This window comes from Legionella sp. 227, from assembly GCF_043161935.1.
GTDB lineage: Bacteria > Pseudomonadota > Gammaproteobacteria > Legionellales > Legionellaceae > Legionella > Legionella sheltonii.
Window position 1 is genome coordinate 2,710,166 of sequence record NZ_CP171154.1, and the last position, 19,065, is coordinate 2,729,230.

A 19,065-nucleotide genomic window follows, 5' to 3' on the forward strand; every position below is an offset into this window, starting at 1 on the left:
CCTCATGCAGCTCTTGTACCAGTAGGCTTCATAAGCTAACATGATTTAATAATCGCTAAAGGATTGTTTTAATGATCAATTTTCGTTACGTTATGTTTTTAGTTTTTTTATTTTGCTCCTTTTCGAGCCATTCAAATACCAATGGAAAGCATAATAAAGCTTTTCGAAATTTTTGGCATCCAACTTTTCTTGGAGAGCGTCTGGATTATTGTACTGTAGATGGCAAAGAGTGCGGCAAAATTGTAGCAGATCGTTATTGCCAAATGCTGGGCTATGATTATTCCAGTGATAATGAAATCGCCTACAATATAGGGCTAACACATTACCTATCAACTGGCGAGAGTTGTAAAGGTTGGCGGTGTAATGGGTTTATGACCATCGCTTGCGTTACCAACTTATCGCATACCCCTCCCAAACCTTATAATTATCGAGAGAAACAGTTTGCCGTTCCTCGTTTTAATGATTATCGTGTGGATTGGTGTTATGACCAAAAACAAGGCTGTGGTTCACGAGCGGCTGATTCTTTTTGCAGTCGTATGGGGTTCCTACAAGCCAAATATTTTGTGAAAGAAACCCAAGTAAGCGCTACTAAAACAATTGGAAGTCAAGAGTTGTGTTTTGGTAACCAGTGTAATGCGTTTAAATTGATTGTGTGCTACCGATAGTTAACTATTGAAAATCTTTTCTCGCTTTATGGGAGAAAGAATGATGGTGCAAGTATAAAAAACTTAAGGATAAGTTTATGAGTATTAATGACAAGGTTTTTATCATCGATAATAATGCAAGTCGTGGTGACAAGGTACGTACGATACTTGATTTTATTGGTGAATCGACTGAAGTCAGTAAATATGGCGCGTGGCAAATTGCCGATATAAATCCTGATGTGATTCTTTTGGGTGCAAGTGAATCGATTCAGGAGACTTTAAATGAACTGGATTTATTGGTAAATAAATTTGTCAAAGTACCGGTTATTGTGGTGGGGCAAAAATTAAATAATACTCAATGCCTATTGCGTAATGTAGTTGCTTGCCAGCCTTTCCCCTTTACCTATGCGCAAATCATGGAATCTTTGCACCAATGCCAAATCGCGAAAGAGGCAGTCAATTCCATTATTATCAGCAATCAAAAAAATCCTTTATTACGTAGTCTGGTGGGAAATAGTACGGGGATTCGCACTGTTCGCAGACTCATAGAGCAAGTATCTGATACTGAAGCCAGTGTTTTAATTCTTGGAGAATCTGGAACAGGTAAAGAAGTAGTTGCTCGTAATATTCACAGTCTATCATCAAGAGCCAGTAAGCCATTTATTCCTATTAACTGTGGGGCTATTCCTGCAGAATTACTCGAAAGCGAATTATTTGGTCATGAAAAAGGGGCATTTACCGGTGCAATTACTTCGCGACAAGGTCGATTTGAATTAGCAAATGGAGGTACTCTTTTTCTGGATGAGATAGGTGATATGCCCTTACCTATGCAAGTAAAATTATTGCGAATATTACAGGAACGTTGTTTCGAGCGAGTAGGTTCCAATAAAAGTATCGATGTAAATGTTAGAATTATTGCAGCAACTCATAGAAACTTAGAGGAAGCCATTAAAGAGGGGAAATTCAGAGAGGATTTATTTTATAGACTTAATGTATTCCCTATAGAAATGCCTCCATTAAGAGAGCGCGCAGAGGATATCCCACTGTTATTTAATGAGTTGATTTCACGTATTGAGAATGAAAACCGGCCTAGTGTACGTTTAATGCCAGATGCTATGGTTGCATTAAGTGAGTACAGTTGGCCGGGTAATATTAGAGAATTGGCCAATTTAGTCGAGCGTTTAACTATTTTGTATCCCAAAGGAATCTTAAGTAAAGAAGATTTACCCCAAAAAGTACGAGGTGAGTATAAAGCTCCCTATACGGAATCTGACACGTCGAATTCTGAACGAGAAGCTTTATTAGAGGGGATGAGTCAAGAGCAGACGGCCGTTACAGAGGGTATCGATTTAAAAGAGCACTTGGTAAAAACTGAGTTAGCTCTGATTAGTCAAGCTTTAAATGAGGCCGATTGGGTAGTCGCTCATGCTGCAAGTTATTTGAATATGCGACGTACTACTTTAGTTGAAAAAATGCGTAAATATGGGCTTACTCGTCCTGAGCGGGTATGAATTTAAACAATAGTATTCTTTACAGACGCCTCTCATACCGAAGGAAGTGAGGGATCTCCCTGTTGAGGACTATGTCCTAATGGGGAGAGGCCTCATGATACTTGGGATGACGGCAATAAATTGGGTGGGGGCTGCGCTGCACTCAGACTTCAATGCGAATCAGTGTAAACCATTATTGTTTGGTGTCATCAGGTTTTGATTCTTCAACAGGAGTAGGTTCTACAACAGGCGCATCAGCTTTTTGGGGTTTTGTTTCTTTAACGGGCTCTGCTTGTGATTGTTCTGCCTTTTCTGCTTCTTGCGCTCTATTTTCTTTATAATTCTGAACGATTTCACCTACGCTCTTTTTGATGTCAGTATATAATTTGCCTGTCATTGAAGCTAACTCTTTAAGATCAGGTAGTTTTGATTTAAAGTCACTCATAGCTCACTCCATTATGTAATCTAAATTAATTATATACCATTATCTCGAATTCGGTAGTTTATTTAGCATATTGAATATTAAAGCTTTTTAGAGGCTATTTACAATTCTACTGTCTTGGGCCCAAAAGACGTGATTTTATGCGATCAGATACTCACATACTTTATGTATGCTGCGTTTGCTGCTCTAAAATCATGTCTTTTGGGCTCAATCTAGGAAATTATAGAACTTTGTACTCATTATGAGATTCAACTGCTCATTGTGATTTGCTGTTTCCTTAGCCCCAGGGATGCATCAATCGCATTGCTGGCTTAAGTAATTTGTTAGCCAGGGACGCTTTGGGAGGAACAATGAGTTTGAATGCTTTGTAATTATTAATCCTTTCTAGGAGATAATCATCGCTGGTGCATAACTTATCTACAAGTTTGAGATCAAAGGCATCTTTGGCTAACCAATGTTCTCCTGTAGAAACTTCATCTATATTTAATTGTTCGCGATTAGCTGCTACATAATTTCTAAAAGCAGCATGTATCTTCTCCAGGTCATCCTGAGCTTTTTTCCTGCCCTTTTCAGTATTCTCACCAAACAGGGTTAGCGTTCGTTTGTATTCGCCGGCAGTTAACAACTCCACATCAATCTCGTGTTTTTTAAGCCAACGATGGAAGTTAGGTATTTGCGCTACTACACCAATAGATCCAATGATTGCAAAAGGGGCTGCAATGATTTTATCGGCAACACAGGCCATCAAATAACCGCCACTGGCAGCCATTTTATCGATGCTCACAGTTAAAGGAATCTTTTTATCGCGAATGCGTTGCAGTTGTGACGCTGCTAAACCATAGGTGTTGACTATACCACCAGGGCTGTCCAGGCGAACCAAAACTTCATCTTCAGGTTTGGCAGTACAAAGAACTGCAGTGATTTCCTCTCTGAGTTGTTCTACCTGGGAGGCTTTTATGTCACCATGAAAATCAATCACATAAAGGGTTGGCTTTTTGTCTTTATTTTTTTTCTTCTTAGGAGGCTTTTCTCCCAAAACTTTTTTATTCATTGTGGATATGATATGATCATAATGCTCATTTAATGAGATTACTTCCAGTTTAGGCTTCGGCTTGCGACTCATAGAAAAAAAACCGGCAAATACAATCAGGCAGGCAATAACTACAGTGACTGATTTTAAAAGGAATAGACCGTATTGAGTTAAAAATTCCATTGTTGACCTTTAAAAAAATAAAAGCAAATTATGGCGATCAATAGGGTAGTTAGCAAGGGGCTATTAGGTAGATTTAATAAGTTGTAAAGAAGGGGCGACTTGAGAAAGCGACTTCAGAAAATTTTGATCGAGTAGTCGATGAATTAAAAGCAAAACCTGAATAAGAAGAAATACTTGCTGTATGCCAAGGATTGGTCACTTGGTTTTTCAGGCTCGATACCTCCTCAGTGAAAGCGTTTAGAGAAATGGTTGTGGGGAAAAGAGATCTGGAACTTGGAAAGTCTTTGAAAATGAACATATAAAATAAAACTTGTTTTGTTTTCTAGTTCGAGTACTATTTCTTCATACAGTGTGGCCTGGGTGAAGCGCGGCGGAACATGGGGATTATAACTTTTTCCCTGCACCTCCCTAGCTACATGAATATCCAGAAACTCAACCTACAGTATATCATTGACCTATGCTTGATGTGATTAACCTTGATTTTGATTATCAGGATCAGCCTTTATTAAATAACGTAGCTTTTCATTTGCCTGTAGGAGGTTTGCTTCATTTGCGTGGTAGAAATGGTGCAGGCAAGACAACCTTATTGAAATTAATAGCAGGTTTATTTCATCCACATCAAGGTGAAGTGCAATTTTTTGGCCAGAATATAGCTAAAGACTATTCCGCTTATCAACGCCAGTTGTGTTTTGTGGGCCACAAAGCCGGTATTAACCCTAATTTAACATTAAGAGAGAATTGTTATTTTGACCTGCATTACGGCTCCTCATCAACGGCGAGTTTAAAAAAAGATCAATCTAATACAATTGAGGAACTCGCTTCGATATTTAATCTCGAACATCACCTTGATATGGCGTGCGGCTTGTTGTCTTCCGGACAGCGAAGGCAAGCTGGATTGTTGCGTTTATGGTTCTCTTGCGCCAAATTATGGCTTCTTGATGAGCCTTTAGTTGCTTTAGATGACCGCGCCATCGTAATGGTCATGGATAAAATAGCCAGTCATCGAAAACAGGGCGGGGCTGTTTTATTAACATCGCATCAGCAATTACCACTGAATGCATCTGCTTATGAGGAGTATTGTTTGTGAGCTCCTCTTTTTCTATATTTGCCAAACAGTGCAAACGGGAATTACTTATTCAGATACGGCAAATACGTTTTTTAGTGAACTCATGCTTGTTTTTCTTAATTTTTCTTTTTATGTTTCCGTTGACGATTAAGCCGGAGGTTGTGCTGCTTCGCACTATTGCTCCCGGCTTAGTCTGGATGGGAATACTTTTATCTTTGCTGCTCTCAGCAGAACGTTTATTTCAACAAGATTATGAACAGGGCGTAATGGAACAATGGATTATTTCCGGTCACTCTCTTCCTTTACTTATTGCTGCAAAAGTAATTGCTCATTGGTTATTTAATTTACTTCCTTTACTCGCTTTATGTCCTTTGGTCGCCTTACTTTTTTCATTAAGTGTTTGGGAAACTGAAGTGCTTGCACTAACTATTATTTGTGGTACTCCTTCTTTATTATTTCTTTGTGCTCTGGCCGCTGCGTTTGGAGTAGGAATCAACCAAAAGGGTCTTTTGATGGCGTTGATTTTGCTGCCGTTAACCTTGCCTGTACTCATTTTTGGAAGTGGAACTGTAAATATTGCCATGCAAAACCTGCCAATTAGTGCTTATTTAGCCTTATTATTGGCTATGTCGGTAGTTGCAATGGGATTTTTACCTTACGCAATTGCCGGAATCATACGCATCAGCCATGTTGAATAAGTGAACGAACCTTTTTGTAACCTGAATTAGCGCAGCGTAATCCAGGATTTTTTTGCTGTCATCCTGGGCATGGCGAGGGATATCCACGAATGAAGCACGAGGTGTAGCTGGGAGAGTTCCCCACTCGGGATTATGTGGTGAGGCTGCATTTATTTGAAACGGATTTTGCGAATAAAGGGATGCGTGTTAAAATCCGCTTTTTTTGATTTCAATTATTCCTATGTGGAAATTATTATATCAACTGGCATCACCTAAGTTTTTTTATAATGCTGCTGGGCGACTTACTCCAAGTTTGGCTGTGGGTGCTCTAGTGGCATTAGTTGTTGGTACCATTTGGGGGTTGGCTTTTACTCCGCCTGATTATCAACAAGGTGATGCATTTCGGATTATCTATGTACATGTTCCCAGTGCATTTTTGTCAATGATGCTTTATGCCTGGATGGGGTTTTTAGCGGTATTGCTTTTGATCTGGCGTATTAAAATCGCCGGTCTTTTAATTAGCATTGTTGCTCAAATTGGCCTGAGTATGGCTTTTCTGGCCCTAGTAACCGGAAGTATTTGGGGTAAACCCATGTGGGGGGCCTGGTGGGTTTGGGATGCACGTTTGACTTCTGAGTTAATTCTTTTATTACTTTATGCAGCTATTTTAGCAACACACTATACGGTAAAAAACAAAGAAGATGGCGATAAAATCATCGCTATCTTAACCTTAGTTGGAGTCATTGATTTACCGATTATTCATTATTCAGTGTATTGGTGGAATACATTACATCAAGGTTCTACTTTATCAGTCTTCGCTAAGCCCAAAATTGATGGCAGTATGTTGTATCCTTTGTTGTTAACCATAACCGGATTTTTTTTATATTGCTTGTGGATTATTTTAGAAAAAGCACGCCAAGAATTATTGCTTAGGGAAAAAAGACAATCTTGGGTTAAGATTCAATTTGAAGGGGAATTTAAATGAATCAATTTTTAGAGTGGTTGGCAATGGGGGGATACTCCAGGTATGTCTGGCCAGCCTATGGTTTGGTGGGTATAGTTTTGATCATTAACCTGTTAGGGATGAAATGGAAAGGGAAACAGACACGCCGACAATTACAACAATGGTTTAAGCGATAAAAAATGACTCCAGCACGCAGACGTAAGATAACCCTTTTAGTATTTACCATGTCTATTTTATCTATAGCTGCCGCGTTGGTTTTATATGCACTTAGACAAAATATTAGCTTATTTTATACTCCGAGCCAGGCGGTAATGGGTGAGGCACCACAAAAACACCCTATACGGATAGGGGGTATGGTAGAGAAGGGGTCCATTATCCGTTCACAAAAAGGTTTGGATGTATCATTTAAGATAACTGATTTTGATCAAACCATAACTGTGACTTACACAGGCATTCTTCCCGATTTATTTAGAGATGGACAAGGTGTGGTTGCTGAAGGGCAACTGATTGATAGTCAACATTTTCGCGCCTCACAAGTATTGGCGAAACATGATGCGAATTATATGCCGCCGGAAGTGAAAGCTGCTTTATCCAAAAAGGTACATACATGATTGCAGAATTAGGACTTTTTTCTTTGGTTTTGGCTTTGCTTTCCTCCATTTTGCTTGCATTAATTCCATTGGCTGGATTGCAATTAAAACGCTCAAATTGGATGGATGCTGCGAAGACTTATGTCGTTTGCCAATTTTTCTTTATTGCTTTGTCCTATCTTTTTCTGACCCTTTGCTTTTTAAAAGATGATTTTTCAGTAAATTACGTAATGAGTAATTCCAGTATTTCCTTACCTTGGTTTTACAAGCTGTGTGCGGTTTGGGGCGGGCATGAAGGCTCCATGTTGTTATGGGTTTCTATCCTTAGTTTTTGGACATTGCTTGTGGCTTTTTGCAGTTCGAGATTGGATAAGGAAATGCGTACGAGAGTTTTAGTTGTGCTTGGCTGGTTAAGCATTGGATTTATCCTGTTTTTGCTGACTACATCAAATCCTTTTTTGCGTCAGTTTCAAGTTTTGGATACTCAAGGACGTGATTTGAATCCTTTATTGCAAGATCCTGGCTTTTTATTCCATCCACCTATGTTGTATATGGGGTATGTTGGCTTTTCTGTTGCTTTTGCGTTTGCCATTGCGGCACTTTGGGCCGGTAGGGTTGAAGCCAGTTGGTCCAAATGGACTAGACCTTGGACTTTAGCTGCTTGGTGTTGTTTAACGACTGGAATTACCTTGGGAAGCTGGTGGGCTTATCGTGAGTTAGGCTGGGGTGGCTGGTGGTTTTGGGATCCAGTAGAAAATGCTTCTTTTATGCCTTGGCTGGTAGGCACTGCGTTGTTGCATTCTTTGGCAGTGACGGAACAGCGCCAGCAGTTTAAGGCGTGGACTATGTTGCTTGCAATAGCTGCATTCTCTTTAAGTCTCATTGGTACTTTTCTTGTCCGCTCTGGTGTTTTGACTTCAGTTCATGCCTTTGCTGTAGATCCGCAGCGAGGATTATTTATTTTAGGATTTTTAGTGTTGGTTATTGGTGGTTCTTTATTGTTATTTCTTTTTAGAGCACAAACGTTACACTCTGATGGTAATCCCAGTCCTTTATCCAGGGAAAGCGCTTTATTATTAAATAATGTTTTTTTAGTAGTAATCATGCTTACCGTCTTGATGGGTACCGTATACCCTTTACTTATTGAAGGTTTAGGACTAGGCAAACTCTCAGTAGGCGCCCCATATTTTAATTCAGTATTCGTTCCTTTGATGGTTCCCATGTTGTTATTGATGGGAATCGGTATTCATCTAAAATGGAATAGTGATGATTGGCGTGGGGTATTAAAAAAACTTTGGAAGCTTGCTTTGCTTAGTTTCTTAATTCCTCTGGTTTTGCTTATTGCGACTACGAAAGAATTTAATGCTTCCGCCTTTATGGGGTTAACTCTCGCGTTTTGGGTGATTATAAGCACTGTTAAAGCGGCTTACAGACGAATTTTTGATCGAGGTTTAACTCAAGTTGGACAAGCTTATTGGGGAATGATTCTGGCGCATTTAGGCGTTGCAACTACAGTAATTGGTATTGCAGTTTCTACTGCTTATGGTGTGCAAGATGATGTGCAAATGGAACCCGGGAAAAAAGTTGCTTTGCTTGATTATTCTGTAAAGTTTATGAATCAAGAGCCTTTATCCGGACCAAACTATAAAGGGACTAGAGCGCAATTTGAAATAAGTTATAAAGGAAAAACGAAAGTAATTTATCCTGAAAAAAGACTGTATACTATAGGTCAAATGGCTATGACTGAATCAGCAATTGATGTAACTCCATTTAGAGATATCTATGTTGCTTTGGGTGAACCATTAACCAATGATTCCTGGTCGGTCAGATTATACTATAAACCTTTGATACGCTGGATTTGGGCTGGTGGATTTATGATACTGGCAGGTGGTTTTTTTGCGCTGACAGATAGACGATATTATCAAAAAAGAGCGATCGTAGTCAGCGCTCAGGAGTTGAAGGCATGAAAAAAATAGGATGGAAACTAGTTCCAATCACTCTTTTTTTGTTGCTTTGTGTTTTTCTTTGGCGTGGTTTATCTTTAAATCCCCATGAGCTGCCTTCAGTGCAGCTTGGTAAGTCATTACCTCCATTTAGCCTACCTCAATTGAATGATCCGAATTCTTTTTTTGATTCCAAGCAGTTGCGTGGTCAGGTTGTTTTGTTAAATGTTTGGGCAAGTTGGTGTGCGGCCTGTGTGGATGAACAGGTTTTAATGTTGCAATTAGCACGTGAAGGCATACCAATTTACGGACTAAATTATAAAGATCAATCGGTTAATGCACTTCGGTGGTTAGAACAGTGGGGAAATCCTTACAAACTCGTCATTGAAGATCGGGATGGAAAAGTGGCTATCGATTTAGGTGTTTATGGCGCGCCAGAAACGTTTGTTATTGATAAGCAAGGAATAATCCGATATCGACATGTAGGAATTATGACACAAAAGGTATGGCTAAAAGAAATTTCACCCTTAATCAAACGTTTGGAGCAGGCCTAGTGGCTCGAGTATATTTCATATTTTTGGGGGTTTTAATTGTTTTAGGTTCGTCTGCTTGGGCAAACAGTACTTATCCTTTGGATTCCCCGCAAAAGGAAGCTCAGTTTAATCATCTACTTAAAGATTTACGTTGCTTGGTTTGTCAAAATCAAGATTTAGCCGACTCTAATGCAGAATTGGCCAAAGACTTGCGTGCTCAGGTTTATCAAATGGTTAAAGAGGGCAAGAGTGATACTGAAATCAGTGATTATCTGACTGCTCGTTATGGCGATTTTATCTTGTTTAACCCCCCTGTTAAGGCAGTAACTTATTTATTGTGGTTTGGACCTATTTTATTTTTAGTATTGGGGTTTATTATTTTTTGGCGGACTTGTTTTAGAATGCGAGGGAATGAAAGCACATAATCGATTTGACTGATTATGAGACAATGGGATATATCGTGTTTTATTGTTATTTAGTCTTATGGTGCTTTTTGCTGATTCTACGCCCAACGGATAAGACACTGGATGGTGTATCTGGGTCTTGAGTCCAGATTATTTTTTGAATTTGGTGAGTTTTTTATGAATGAATGGTGGTTGTTAGGAGCCTTAGCCGCTCTAACTGGATTAGCTTGTATTTTCATGGTTTACCCATTCAGACGCCGTTTTATTGCCAGTTTGCTATTGTTTCCTACTGTTTTTTTGATGGCATTTGCGGGATATTTTTATTGGGGCGGTTTTAGCGGTTGGCAGGAGTATCTCCACCACCTGAAGTCGCAGGAACAAGCTAAAAAAATATTGGAATCGGTTAAGAGTCCTCAAGAGTTAATCGATAAATTAAAAGCAAAATTGGATGATAGTCCTAAGAGTGCAAGGGGTTGGTATCTTTTAGGGCGTTTGTACAGTAGTCAAAATGACAAGCAAAATGCAGTGAATGCTTTTGCGAAAGCCTATCAGTTTAATCCGGATGATGAACAATATGCAGTGAATTATGCACACAGTTTGTGGGTTTTGAATAATCAGCAATTTACTGAGCAGATTACTGAGATATTTAGACGATTATTAAAAAATAATCCCAACCAAGCGGATGCACTCGCGATGCTTGCGATGGATGCTTTTGTAAGTCATGCTTATGAAGATGCAATAAGTTATTGGCAGCGTTTATTAAAATTGGCACCAGAGCAATCAGAAGAAGCTCAAGCCATTCGCAAGGCAATTGCCAAAGCTGAAGAACGTATTCAGTTGAGAGATAAAAATTTGGATTAACCTCAGCGCTATTGTTTCGCACGGTGTAATCCGGAAGACTAGATCATATTATCCCGAGCATAGCTAGGGCTCTCTCTGATGTGTCGGGTGTCATGATGGGAGCACTCCTCGTCAGACTACTCAAAGGCTACAAATTCTACTATCAAGAGTTATTTTCCATTCACACCCTAGTCTCACATTAGGATTTATTTTAGTGCGCCTTAATACTTGAAAAGATCGATTAATAAGGAAATAAGATTGATATAAAGGATGAATTCAACGCGCCAAAAAAATGACACGTTGAATTTTTAAAAGCTCAACCCAAAGGCCAAAGATTTTTAATGGAACAGACTGTTGTTTCTCGTAATCGAATGAACGGGAGTACTTTGTTCTGGCTCTGAATTAGAATTAAAGAATCCTTTTTTAAACCCTCCAAAGGTATATTCTTTTTTCGGAACAGCTAACTCTGGTTTCAAATCAATTGCAATGGGTTTGGGAGCAACGGCAACTGGTTTCAGAACAAGGGCAACTGGAGTACTCTCTAAAGTTTGTTGAGTCACTTGAGCAACAGTATTCGCATCATGATATGCTTGGAGGAAGCGAGTATGTTCCTCATTTGAAATAATAGAGTATTTCTCAAATGTAGTTAAAATACTGTCTAATTTTTTTTCATCAATCGATACAGAAAATTGAGCATGATAATGATTATCATCCATTTTAAAACTGTCTTGATGATACAAATAATGATCGGGGTCATCACGATGTACAAAGCGATAGACTCCTAACTCATTTTTTCGCTCCATAAAGAAGTGATCAACTTCGGCGCTAACACAATCCATTTGAGAAAATAATAAAAGAAAAAGTAAGCTTAGTTCATCTTTTACAGGTGGAAGGGGAAGACTTTTTGATAAATCGGGTTTGGGATATACAGTCAAAGTATCATTATACAAACTAAGATTAACTTTTTTGCATAAATGGGTGAAGGCTTTAGGCATAAAAACTCCTAATCGATTGTTGAAAAAAAAACTGCACGAAGTTTGGTTGATAAGTTTAATAAAAAAACATTAAGGTTTTATTAAGCGCTGGGTAAAAATCAATCAATAATTAATTGTGAATGCAGAAAAGAATCAAAATTTGGAAAGGTTGGATAAAACTTTTTAAGAACAGTTAGTGTCATGAGGTGAACGGATCTATTTGTAATGCAATTAATTTTAAATCTGCTAGTCTATAGATAGGCATCAGAATTTTAAGGAGAAAATGATGTATAAGAGGGTATTGTTTGCTACTGACTTTGATGAGGTTGGTATTATAGCAGCGCATAAGGCAAAAAAAATTGCTGATGAGAATGGTGCTGACTTGATATTAGTTCATGTCGTAGAACCCATTCCTGCTTATGCTTATCCTGGTTTTGCCGGGTTTGCTGAGGTTGAATTATCCATTCGTGAGCAAGCTGAGAAAGAGCTCAATGAGTTGGGTCAAAAATTGGGGGTAGATGCAAAACACCGATTTATAGAATTTGGTTCCACTAAAAACGAAATTTTAAGAGTGGCTCAGGAGCGACAAATCGACTTGATTGTCACAGGTAGTCATGGAAAACATGGTCTTTCATTATTGTTAGGTTCCACAGCAAATTCCATTTTGCATGGTGCTCAATGTGATGTTTTGATTGTCCGCTCTATTCAACCAGAGCAACACACGAAAGAGAAGCATGCATAAGAATAATAATGCTGACAGAATGTTGCCTGAATGCATTGGGGCCCGGGTTACGCTGCGTTAATCCGGGCTACAGATAATCCATGCAACAAATAGCCACTAATATCCAATTTTGAATTTCTCTTATTATTTCTCAATAGACTAGAAAACAAGTATACTATCGGATTCCGAGTTACACGATTGAACTATATATGAAATTGTTGCGCGGCATTCAACATTTTTCTGCTTTTGATAAAGGCGTGGTCGCTACTATTGGTAATTTTGATGGGGTGCATTTGGGCCATCAAAATCTGCTTAAGACTTTAAGAATTAAAGCAAATCACTTAAAGTTGCCTTTGGTCCTTATATTATTTGAACCTCAGCCCAGAGAGTACTTTCAACAGGAGAAAGCGCCTGCAAGGCTCTCGAGTTTAAGAGAGAAATTAGATGTATTGCGTTTATGTCAGATCGATTATGTGTACTGTATTAAATTTGATAATGCATTAGCGCAAACAACAGCCACTGATTTTGTCCGCACTTATTTATTTTCTATATTAAATGTGAAACATCTTCTAATAGGTGAAGATTTCCGATTTGGTAAAAACAGGGAAGGGGATGTGAGTTTATTGATGAAGCTTGGTGCAGAACAAGCCTGTGATGTGAGTATTTATTCAAATTTTTGCATTAATGAAGACCGCATTAGCTCAACACGAATTAGAATGGCCTTACAGCATGGCGATATGAATACAGCAGCAAAATATTTAGGTAGGCTGTATAGTATTTGTGGTCGTGTATTACATGGGGACGGTCGGGGGCGTCAGTGGGGAATTCCTACGGCAAATCTTGCACTTCATCGTACTGCGTTGCCTTTACAGGGTGTATTTGTAGTTCAAGTTCGAATCGCATCCAAAATAGTGTATGGCGTAGCCAATGTCGGACGTCGCCCGACAGTGGATGGAAGCAAGAATATTTTAGAAGTGCATCTGTTTGATTTTGAACAGTCAATTTATGGCGAATTATTGCAGGTGTTTTTCTTGCACAAATTGCGTGATGAGGTTAAATTCACTTCAGTGGATGCTTTAATTGCGCAGATTTATGATGATATTGCGGCGGCAAAAGAATTCCTCAGGGATTATAATGAACTATCTCAATATCAAAATCTGGGTGTCGATTTGAATGCAAGCTGAATGAAAAATATTGTAATGGATGATGTGCTGTACACCATCCGTTTCATTCGAGAAGCACTCAATGCGGCTGTACCCTGATTTGGGGTGAGTAATCACCAAAATTTAACGATTTCGCAGAGTGAACCTTATGGCAGAATATAAAGATACATTAAATCTTCCTAATACTTCATTTCCAATGAAGGCAAGCTTGGCTACTCGAGAGCCTGAAGTTTTGGCCAATTGGCAGACCAAAAAGGTATATGAACAAATTCGTAGGGCACGTGCTGGAAGTAAGCGTTTTATTTTGCATGATGGTCCTCCTTATGCAAATGGTCATTTACATTGCGGACATGCGTTAAATAAAATTCTTAAAGACATTATCATTAAATCTAAATCACTTAGCGGATATGATGCACCATTTGTCCCTGGATGGGATTGTCATGGATTACCTATAGAGCTGAATGTAGAGAAAAAGATAGGTCGTGTTGGCGATAAGGTATCCGCCAAGGAATTTCGTGCTAAATGTCGTGAGTATGCTGCCAGTCAAATCGACATTCAACGTGATGAATTTCAACGACTGGGGGTTTTTGGAGATTGGTATAATCCCTATGTTACTATGGATTTTCGCTATGAGGCGAATATCGTTCGCGCACTCGGTTTGATGATCAAAAACGGCCATTTGCAACAAGGCTTTAAACCCGTACATTGGTGTATTGATTGTGGTTCTGCCTTGGCAGAAGCAGAGGTCGACTATGATGAGAAGACTTCACCATCAATAGATGTCGCTTTTTTTGCAGAAAAACCTGAAGAGTTTATTGACCTATTTCGTGTAAACGCAGAAACAAAACCGCTAAGCCTGCCTATTTGGACTACTACACCGTGGACCTTACCTGCTAACGAAGCGGTATGCTTGCATCCAACAATTGATTATTCTCTAGTCGATACAGGCGATTCTTATTTGATTCTTGCCACCGATTTAGTCGAATCTGCGATGGCTCGTTATGAGATCAGTCAATATACTATTCGTGGCTCGGCAAAGGGAAAAGTTTTTGAACATTTGAAATTAAAACATCCTTTTTATAATCGCGTTGTACCCGTGATATTAGGGGAGCATGTTACTACTGAATCAGGTACTGGAAGTGTGCATACTGCACCTGCTCATGGTCCAGATGATTATCTGGTAGGACAAGCCTATAATTTACCCTTAATTAATCCAGTTAAAGGAAATGGTTGTTTTGCTGATGATGTAGCCTTATTTGCTGGACTTTCTGTATTAAAAGCGAATGACACGATTTTAGGAGTTTTGGCTGAAAAAGGAGTTCTTTTAGCCAAGGAAAATATTAGACACAGTTATCCTCATTGTTGGCGCCATAAATCACCAATGATTTTCTTAGCTACGCCTCAATGGTTTATCTCCATGGATAAAAGTAAGTTAAGAGAACATATTGTCAGAGAAATTGATAAAGTAACCTGGGTTCCTGATTGGGGTAAGGCTCGTATTAGCAATATGGTTGAGAATAGGCCTGACTGGTGTATCTCAAGACAAAGAGCATGGGGAACCCCCATGCCTTTATTTGTTCATAACACGACACGTGAATTGCATCCTAATACACTGGAGTTCATTGAAAAGATTGCTTTACTTATTGAGAAATCCGGTATTGATGCCTGGTTTGAATTGGATAAAAGAGAATTACTAGGGGATGATGCTGAGTTTTATGACAAAATTAATGACACTATGGATGTGTGGTTCGATTCCGGTGTAACCCACTTCTGTGTTTTGCAGCAAAATAATGCATTGGCTTTTCCCGCAGACATTTATTTTGAAGGATCCGATCAGCATCGCGGTTGGTTTAACTCGTCACTCACTACTTCAGTAGCCATGTATGGAGTTGCTCCTTATAAAACGGTATTGACCCATGGTTATACTGTCGATGCTGAGGGTAAAAAGCTTTCTAAATCCAAAGGAAATTATGTCGCTTTAGATCAACTCGTCAATCAGCATGGTGCTGATATCTTGCGCTTATGGGTAGCGTCGACAGATTATCGGCATGAAGTGAGTATTTCGGATGAAATTATCAAACGAAATGCAGATGCTTATCGAAGAATCCGCAATACCGCTCGCTTTTTGTTGGCAAATTTATTTGATTTTGATCCAGCAGTGGATTGTGTACAAGACAAAAATCTTTTGGAATTAGATAAATGGGCATTAAAACGCAGCCAACTGTTACAAGAAGAAATTATAGAAGCCTATGAAAGCTATCAATTTCATATTATTTATCAAAAAATTCATAATTTCTGTGCGGTAGATATGGGAAGTTTTTATCTTGATTTGATTAAGGACAGACAATACACCACTGCAAAAGAAAGTAAAGCGAGACGTTCCTGCCAAACTGCGATGTATCATATAGTTCGTGCATTCACGCTTTGGCTTGCACCGATATTGTCTTTTACCGCCGAAGAAATAGGGCGCTATATCCCTGGTTACAATCAAGAGTCCGTGTTTACCGAGCTATGGTATGATGCATGGCCAAAAATAGACGAGGTGAATATGGCGGACTGGGACGAACTGCATTTAATTCGTGACGAGGTCAATAAGGCTTTAGAGGAAACGCGCCAAAAAGGAGAAATTGGTTCCGCCTTAGCTGCAGAAGTAACCTTATATGCGGACGATAAAGTATTGCCTAAGCTCACTCGTTTGGGCGAAGAATTGCGCTTTTTATTAATCACCTCTGGGGCAATCGTACATCCGATGAGCTCAGTTCCAGCTGGATTACCCACTACACCATATGGTGTCTCTATCGCAGTTTCTGCGAGTTCGCATGAGAAATGCGCTCGTTGTTGGCACCGAAGACCTGATGTTGGCCAAGATAATCAGCATCCTGAATTGTGTTTACGTTGTGTTGGCAATATTAGTGGTCAAGAGGAAATGAGGCAATTTATATGAAAAAATGGCCATGGTTTTTACTTAGTTTTGCAGTAATTGTTTTTGATCAAGCAAGCAAATACTTGGTAGGGGTACTTCTAACTCCGTATAAACCATTGCCTGTTTTTCCCATGTTTAATCTTACCCTGGCCTATAATTCTGGCGCCGCATTTAGTTTTTTAAGCGGTGCTGGAGATTGGCACAGATGGTTTTTTGCCGGTTTTAGTCTGATCGTCAGTATGATCCTTGTCATCTGGTTATATCGTACTGCAAGCCAGGCTAAATTGCTTTTAGCCGGAATCAGCCTGATTTTAGGGGGGGCAGTTGGTAATTTGTTCGATAGAGCCTTTCATGGTTATGTGATTGATTTTCTAGATGTCTATTATAAGCATCATCATTTCGCTACTTTTAATGTAGCGGATAGCGCGATTTGTATCGGCGCTGGATTCTTTCTTTTGGATTTAGTGGTGAACAAACAGGATTCGTAATCGCACCTCATTACTCTTGAAGAGCCTACGTCAATTTTTCTTATAAGCTTTTTCCGTAAGTTGGTATATCTTCTATATGTTCTTCACCCAAAGCCTCCATTGCTTTTTCTTGTAATTCTTTAAATTGACTTGTAATTCTTTTCTCTCCTGAAGGCTCATCTGTTATGCCCAACACGGCTTTCACTTGATTAAAACTTTGTTCAGTTTCATTAAGATCTAAGGCACTTTTTAACTCATTAAACATTATTTTGTAAGAAGGTGAAAAAATGGATAATAATGTATGGCCCCATGTCTTTTCTTTGGAGCTGACAAATTCAGTCACTAATTGAATGACATTTTCTTTTTGGCTAGTACATTCTTTTACCATATGATTGAGACTTAATTGGAGTCCTTGTACGTTTACGAGTGCTCTATCTATCGACCTGCCTATGGCAGTAATTTTTGCTGCAGCGGGTATGTCAGAAGGTAATGGGTGTTCCATGTAGCTAATGGTATTAGCCGCTTCATTCAGAAATAATCCAAAAGCTTTTTCTACATCAGTACAATCTAGGTGATTTTTTAGTTTTCCAATTTTTTCATGAATTGTTTTCAGAGAGTTAAGGATTTCTTTTTGTTTATCCAAATTTTTTTTAAATTCTTCAATATCACCATTTATCTTCTCTAATGTATTTGTTGTTTTGTGTTCCATAACATCGAGATATTCTTTTTCTATTGATTCCATTTTTAGCTTTTTTAATCCGTCCAGGTTTTTTAAATCTTTTTCTATACTGTTAACGAGTTGAGATGGCTTTTCTTCATCCGGAATTAGCTTTTGCTGTTCAACTTGAGCGTGAATGGCTTGTAGAGGTTTTATGGCAGCATCACTTTTACTGGTAAGTACTTCTAAAGAAATCGTGTTGCTTGGAACTCCACCCAAAAAACGAAAAAGCCCCCAGCTCCCGGTCCGGAATGCAGAGACTGCTTGCTCTCTATACGATCCATGTTGGTATTTAAAGTATTCTATCCATCCGGTTTTCTCTTTTTCTGGTACATCAAGATCGACTAGAAGTTGATTGAATTGCTTTTGAGTCGAATATTCCTTCCAAAATAGTTTTATTTTCTCTTCTTCGCTTACTGAAGGACTTTTTAATAGTTTTTGCAATGTATCTATTCGAGTAAATTTTTCTTCTGAAGTATCCAGTTCTTGCTGTTTTTGCGCTTGTTGTGCCTTTAAATGCGTTAGTTGTTCTTTGAACTGCCGATATAAAACTTCTTCTTTTGGGAGTAGTTCTTGCAAGCCACCATTTACTTGAGCATCTTGCCTGCGCTCAAGTTCCAATTGTGTTTTTAATTCTTTAAATTTATCAGCGATCAATTCTTTTACTGTTCGCATAGCTTTTTTATATTCGTCTGGTACCGTTACCAGCTTTAAACTGGATATCTTTTCCTCAAGTGCAGAGGCCGCAGCATAAAGTGCTAATAAAACTTCATGCTTGGTTTGATCACCTTGTTTGACATCATATTTATTAATCCAACCTGTCATTCCCTCTAGAAGGTTATTAATTGCCTCTTTATTAAATGTTACTCCTGTTAATCCTAGAGAACCAAAATTATTAACCCATCCATTGCTTAGGCCAGATAATAATTTATCTATAGATTCAACTTCAGCATGCTCCTTAGGTAGATCTTGTTTTCGCTCTATTGCCAATGCTGCTAAAGCAAAAATTAAAGTCCAGGTACGCTTTCCACTACTTTGCTTCTCAATTTCTGCGGACAGACTCCCTGTTCCTTCTTTCATTTCTTTGGCAATGTGAGCTAATGGTTGGTTAAGTTTCTTGTCTTCTTTGCATTGGGTAATAAATTGAGTAAGTACTCTTATGCCTTGTTTGTATTTGCCAATGTTGGGATCATCTTTAGATTTCCCATTATGAGTAGAAAGAGTAGTGACTGCTGTATTTAAAATAAGATCAGTAAGCATAGAAACAAGCCTATAAGATTACTGTGGTTACAA

The 19,065-nt window shown here is 38.8% G+C and carries 19 protein-coding genes; 15 read left to right on the plus strand and 4 right to left on the minus strand.

Features of this window, described 5'->3' with window-relative positions; all coding sequences use genetic code 11:
- Positions 1-71 precede the first annotated feature (71 nt).
- Both ACF8MK_RS11795 and ACF8MK_RS11800 read left to right on the plus strand, forming a co-directional pair.
- Positions 72-665 carry a hypothetical protein gene (locus tag ACF8MK_RS11795; protein ID WP_392536825.1) on the plus strand — a complete coding sequence of 198 codons (594 nt, stop codon included), beginning with the start codon at positions 72-74 and terminating at the stop codon, positions 663-665.
- 77 nt (positions 666-742) lie between these two features.
- Complete coding sequence (locus ACF8MK_RS11800) at positions 743-2,155, plus strand: sigma-54 dependent transcriptional regulator (protein WP_392536826.1); 1,413 nt, start codon at positions 743-745, stop codon at positions 2,153-2,155.
- Between the two features lie 172 nt (positions 2,156-2,327).
- Here ACF8MK_RS11800 and ACF8MK_RS11805 read toward each other — a convergent pair whose 3' ends face one another.
- A complete protein-coding gene (locus ACF8MK_RS11805; protein WP_265704628.1) occupies positions 2,328-2,579 on the minus strand; it encodes a hypothetical protein in 252 nt (83 codons plus the stop codon).
- 274 nt (positions 2,580-2,853) lie between these two features.
- Positions 2,854-3,789, minus strand: coding sequence for a protease SohB (gene sohB, locus ACF8MK_RS11810; protein ID WP_392536827.1), 936 nt, complete (start codon positions 3,787-3,789; stop codon positions 2,854-2,856).
- Positions 3,790-4,246: 457 nt separating this feature from the next.
- Here sohB and ccmA point away from each other — a divergent pair, with 457 nt between their 5' ends.
- From ccmA to ACF8MK_RS11855, 9 genes are all read left to right on the plus strand, one after another.
- Positions 4,247-4,876, plus strand: a complete 630-nt coding sequence (gene ccmA / locus ACF8MK_RS11815; RefSeq protein WP_392536828.1) for a heme ABC exporter ATP-binding protein CcmA — start codon at positions 4,247-4,249, stop codon at positions 4,874-4,876.
- Complete coding sequence (gene ccmB / locus ACF8MK_RS11820) at positions 4,873-5,553, plus strand: heme exporter protein CcmB (RefSeq protein WP_265704631.1); 681 nt, start codon at positions 4,873-4,875, stop codon at positions 5,551-5,553. Before ccmA ends, ccmB begins: the two co-directional genes overlap by 4 nt.
- Before the next feature lie 220 nt (positions 5,554-5,773).
- Positions 5,774-6,517, plus strand: coding sequence for a heme ABC transporter permease CcmC (ccmC, locus tag ACF8MK_RS11825; protein WP_265704632.1), 744 nt, complete (start codon positions 5,774-5,776; stop codon positions 6,515-6,517).
- Positions 6,514-6,672 carry a heme exporter protein CcmD gene (ccmD, locus tag ACF8MK_RS11830; protein ID WP_392536829.1) on the plus strand — a complete coding sequence of 53 codons (159 nt, stop codon included), beginning with the start codon at positions 6,514-6,516 and terminating at the stop codon, positions 6,670-6,672. Before ccmC ends, ccmD begins: the two co-directional genes overlap by 4 nt.
- Positions 6,673-6,675: 3 nt before the next feature.
- The gene (gene ccmE, locus ACF8MK_RS11835) at positions 6,676-7,107 is read left to right on the plus strand and encodes a cytochrome c maturation protein CcmE (protein WP_265704634.1); all 432 of its coding nucleotides are present in this window, start codon (positions 6,676-6,678) and stop codon (positions 7,105-7,107) included.
- Entirely contained in the window at positions 7,104-9,053 is a 1,950-nt protein-coding gene (locus ACF8MK_RS11840) for a heme lyase CcmF/NrfE family subunit (protein WP_392536830.1), read from the plus strand. The genes ccmE and ACF8MK_RS11840 overlap by 4 nt, the downstream gene beginning before the upstream one ends.
- On the plus strand, positions 9,050-9,583 hold the full coding sequence (locus ACF8MK_RS11845) for a DsbE family thiol:disulfide interchange protein (protein ID WP_392536831.1): 534 nt from the start codon (positions 9,050-9,052) through the stop codon (positions 9,581-9,583). The genes ACF8MK_RS11840 and ACF8MK_RS11845 overlap by 4 nt, the downstream gene beginning before the upstream one ends.
- Positions 9,535-9,987: a cytochrome c-type biogenesis protein gene (locus ACF8MK_RS11850; RefSeq protein WP_392536832.1), complete on the plus strand. Its 453-nt coding sequence runs from the start codon at positions 9,535-9,537 to the stop codon at positions 9,985-9,987. Before ACF8MK_RS11845 ends, ACF8MK_RS11850 begins: the two co-directional genes overlap by 49 nt.
- Positions 9,988-10,143: 156 nt before the next feature.
- Entirely contained in the window at positions 10,144-10,827 is a 684-nt protein-coding gene (locus ACF8MK_RS11855) for a tetratricopeptide repeat protein (RefSeq protein WP_392536833.1), read from the plus strand.
- A gap of 317 nt (positions 10,828-11,144) precedes the next feature.
- On the opposite strand, the gene ACF8MK_RS11860 is transcribed toward ACF8MK_RS11855, so the two are convergent.
- Complete coding sequence (locus ACF8MK_RS11860; protein ID WP_392536834.1) at positions 11,145-11,801, minus strand: hypothetical protein; 657 nt, start codon at positions 11,799-11,801, stop codon at positions 11,145-11,147.
- 265 nt (positions 11,802-12,066) lie between these two features.
- Here ACF8MK_RS11860 and ACF8MK_RS11865 point away from each other — a divergent pair, with 265 nt between their 5' ends.
- From ACF8MK_RS11865 to lspA, 4 genes are all read left to right on the plus strand, one after another.
- A complete protein-coding gene (locus ACF8MK_RS11865; RefSeq protein ID WP_392538957.1) occupies positions 12,067-12,522 on the plus strand; it encodes a universal stress protein in 456 nt (151 codons plus the stop codon).
- A 188-nt stretch (positions 12,523-12,710) separates the two neighbouring features.
- A complete protein-coding gene (ribF, locus tag ACF8MK_RS11870; RefSeq protein WP_392536835.1) occupies positions 12,711-13,685 on the plus strand; it encodes a bifunctional riboflavin kinase/FAD synthetase in 975 nt (324 codons plus the stop codon).
- 127 nt (positions 13,686-13,812) lie between these two features.
- Positions 13,813-16,608 (plus strand): isoleucine--tRNA ligase, encoded by a 2,796-nt coding sequence (gene ileS / locus ACF8MK_RS11875; protein ID WP_392536836.1) that lies wholly within the window; start codon positions 13,813-13,815, stop codon positions 16,606-16,608.
- The gene (lspA, locus tag ACF8MK_RS11880) at positions 16,605-17,075 is read left to right on the plus strand and encodes a signal peptidase II (RefSeq protein ID WP_265704642.1); all 471 of its coding nucleotides are present in this window, start codon (positions 16,605-16,607) and stop codon (positions 17,073-17,075) included. Before ileS ends, lspA begins: the two co-directional genes overlap by 4 nt.
- Positions 17,076-17,115: 40 nt before the next feature.
- On the opposite strand, the gene ACF8MK_RS11885 is transcribed toward lspA, so the two are convergent.
- Complete coding sequence (locus ACF8MK_RS11885; RefSeq protein WP_392536837.1) at positions 17,116-19,032, minus strand: hypothetical protein; 1,917 nt, start codon at positions 19,030-19,032, stop codon at positions 17,116-17,118.
- Positions 19,033-19,065 lie beyond the last annotated feature (33 nt).

Coding starts and splice junctions, on each gene's coding strand:
- ACF8MK_RS11795 (WP_392536825.1), top strand. CDS start 72: ATGATCAATTTTCGTTACGTTATGTTTTTAGTTTTTTTATTTTGCTCC.
- ACF8MK_RS11800 (WP_392536826.1), top strand. CDS start 743: ATGAGTATTAATGACAAGGTTTTTATCATCGATAATAATGCAAGTCGT.
- ACF8MK_RS11805 (WP_265704628.1), bottom strand. CDS start 2,579: ATGAGTGACTTTAAATCAAAACTACCTGATCTTAAAGAGTTAGCTTCA.
- sohB (WP_392536827.1), bottom strand. CDS start 3,789: ATGGAATTTTTAACTCAATACGGTCTATTCCTTTTAAAATCAGTCACT.
- ccmA (WP_392536828.1), top strand. CDS start 4,247: ATGCTTGATGTGATTAACCTTGATTTTGATTATCAGGATCAGCCTTTA.
- ccmC (WP_265704632.1), top strand. CDS start 5,774: ATGTGGAAATTATTATATCAACTGGCATCACCTAAGTTTTTTTATAAT.
- ccmD (WP_392536829.1), top strand. CDS start 6,514: ATGAATCAATTTTTAGAGTGGTTGGCAATGGGGGGATACTCCAGGTAT.
- ccmE (WP_265704634.1), top strand. CDS start 6,676: ATGACTCCAGCACGCAGACGTAAGATAACCCTTTTAGTATTTACCATG.
- ACF8MK_RS11840 (WP_392536830.1), top strand. CDS start 7,104: ATGATTGCAGAATTAGGACTTTTTTCTTTGGTTTTGGCTTTGCTTTCC.
- ACF8MK_RS11845 (WP_392536831.1), top strand. CDS start 9,050: ATGAAAAAAATAGGATGGAAACTAGTTCCAATCACTCTTTTTTTGTTG.
- ACF8MK_RS11850 (WP_392536832.1), top strand. CDS start 9,535: ATGGCTAAAAGAAATTTCACCCTTAATCAAACGTTTGGAGCAGGCCTA.
- ACF8MK_RS11855 (WP_392536833.1), top strand. CDS start 10,144: ATGAATGAATGGTGGTTGTTAGGAGCCTTAGCCGCTCTAACTGGATTA.
- ACF8MK_RS11860 (WP_392536834.1), bottom strand. CDS start 11,801: ATGCCTAAAGCCTTCACCCATTTATGCAAAAAAGTTAATCTTAGTTTG.
- ACF8MK_RS11865 (WP_392538957.1), top strand. CDS start 12,067: ATGTATAAGAGGGTATTGTTTGCTACTGACTTTGATGAGGTTGGTATT.
- ribF (WP_392536835.1), top strand. CDS start 12,711: ATGAAATTGTTGCGCGGCATTCAACATTTTTCTGCTTTTGATAAAGGC.
- ileS (WP_392536836.1), top strand. CDS start 13,813: ATGGCAGAATATAAAGATACATTAAATCTTCCTAATACTTCATTTCCA.
- lspA (WP_265704642.1), top strand. CDS start 16,605: ATGAAAAAATGGCCATGGTTTTTACTTAGTTTTGCAGTAATTGTTTTT.
- ACF8MK_RS11885 (WP_392536837.1), bottom strand. CDS start 19,032: ATGCTTACTGATCTTATTTTAAATACAGCAGTCACTACTCTTTCTACT.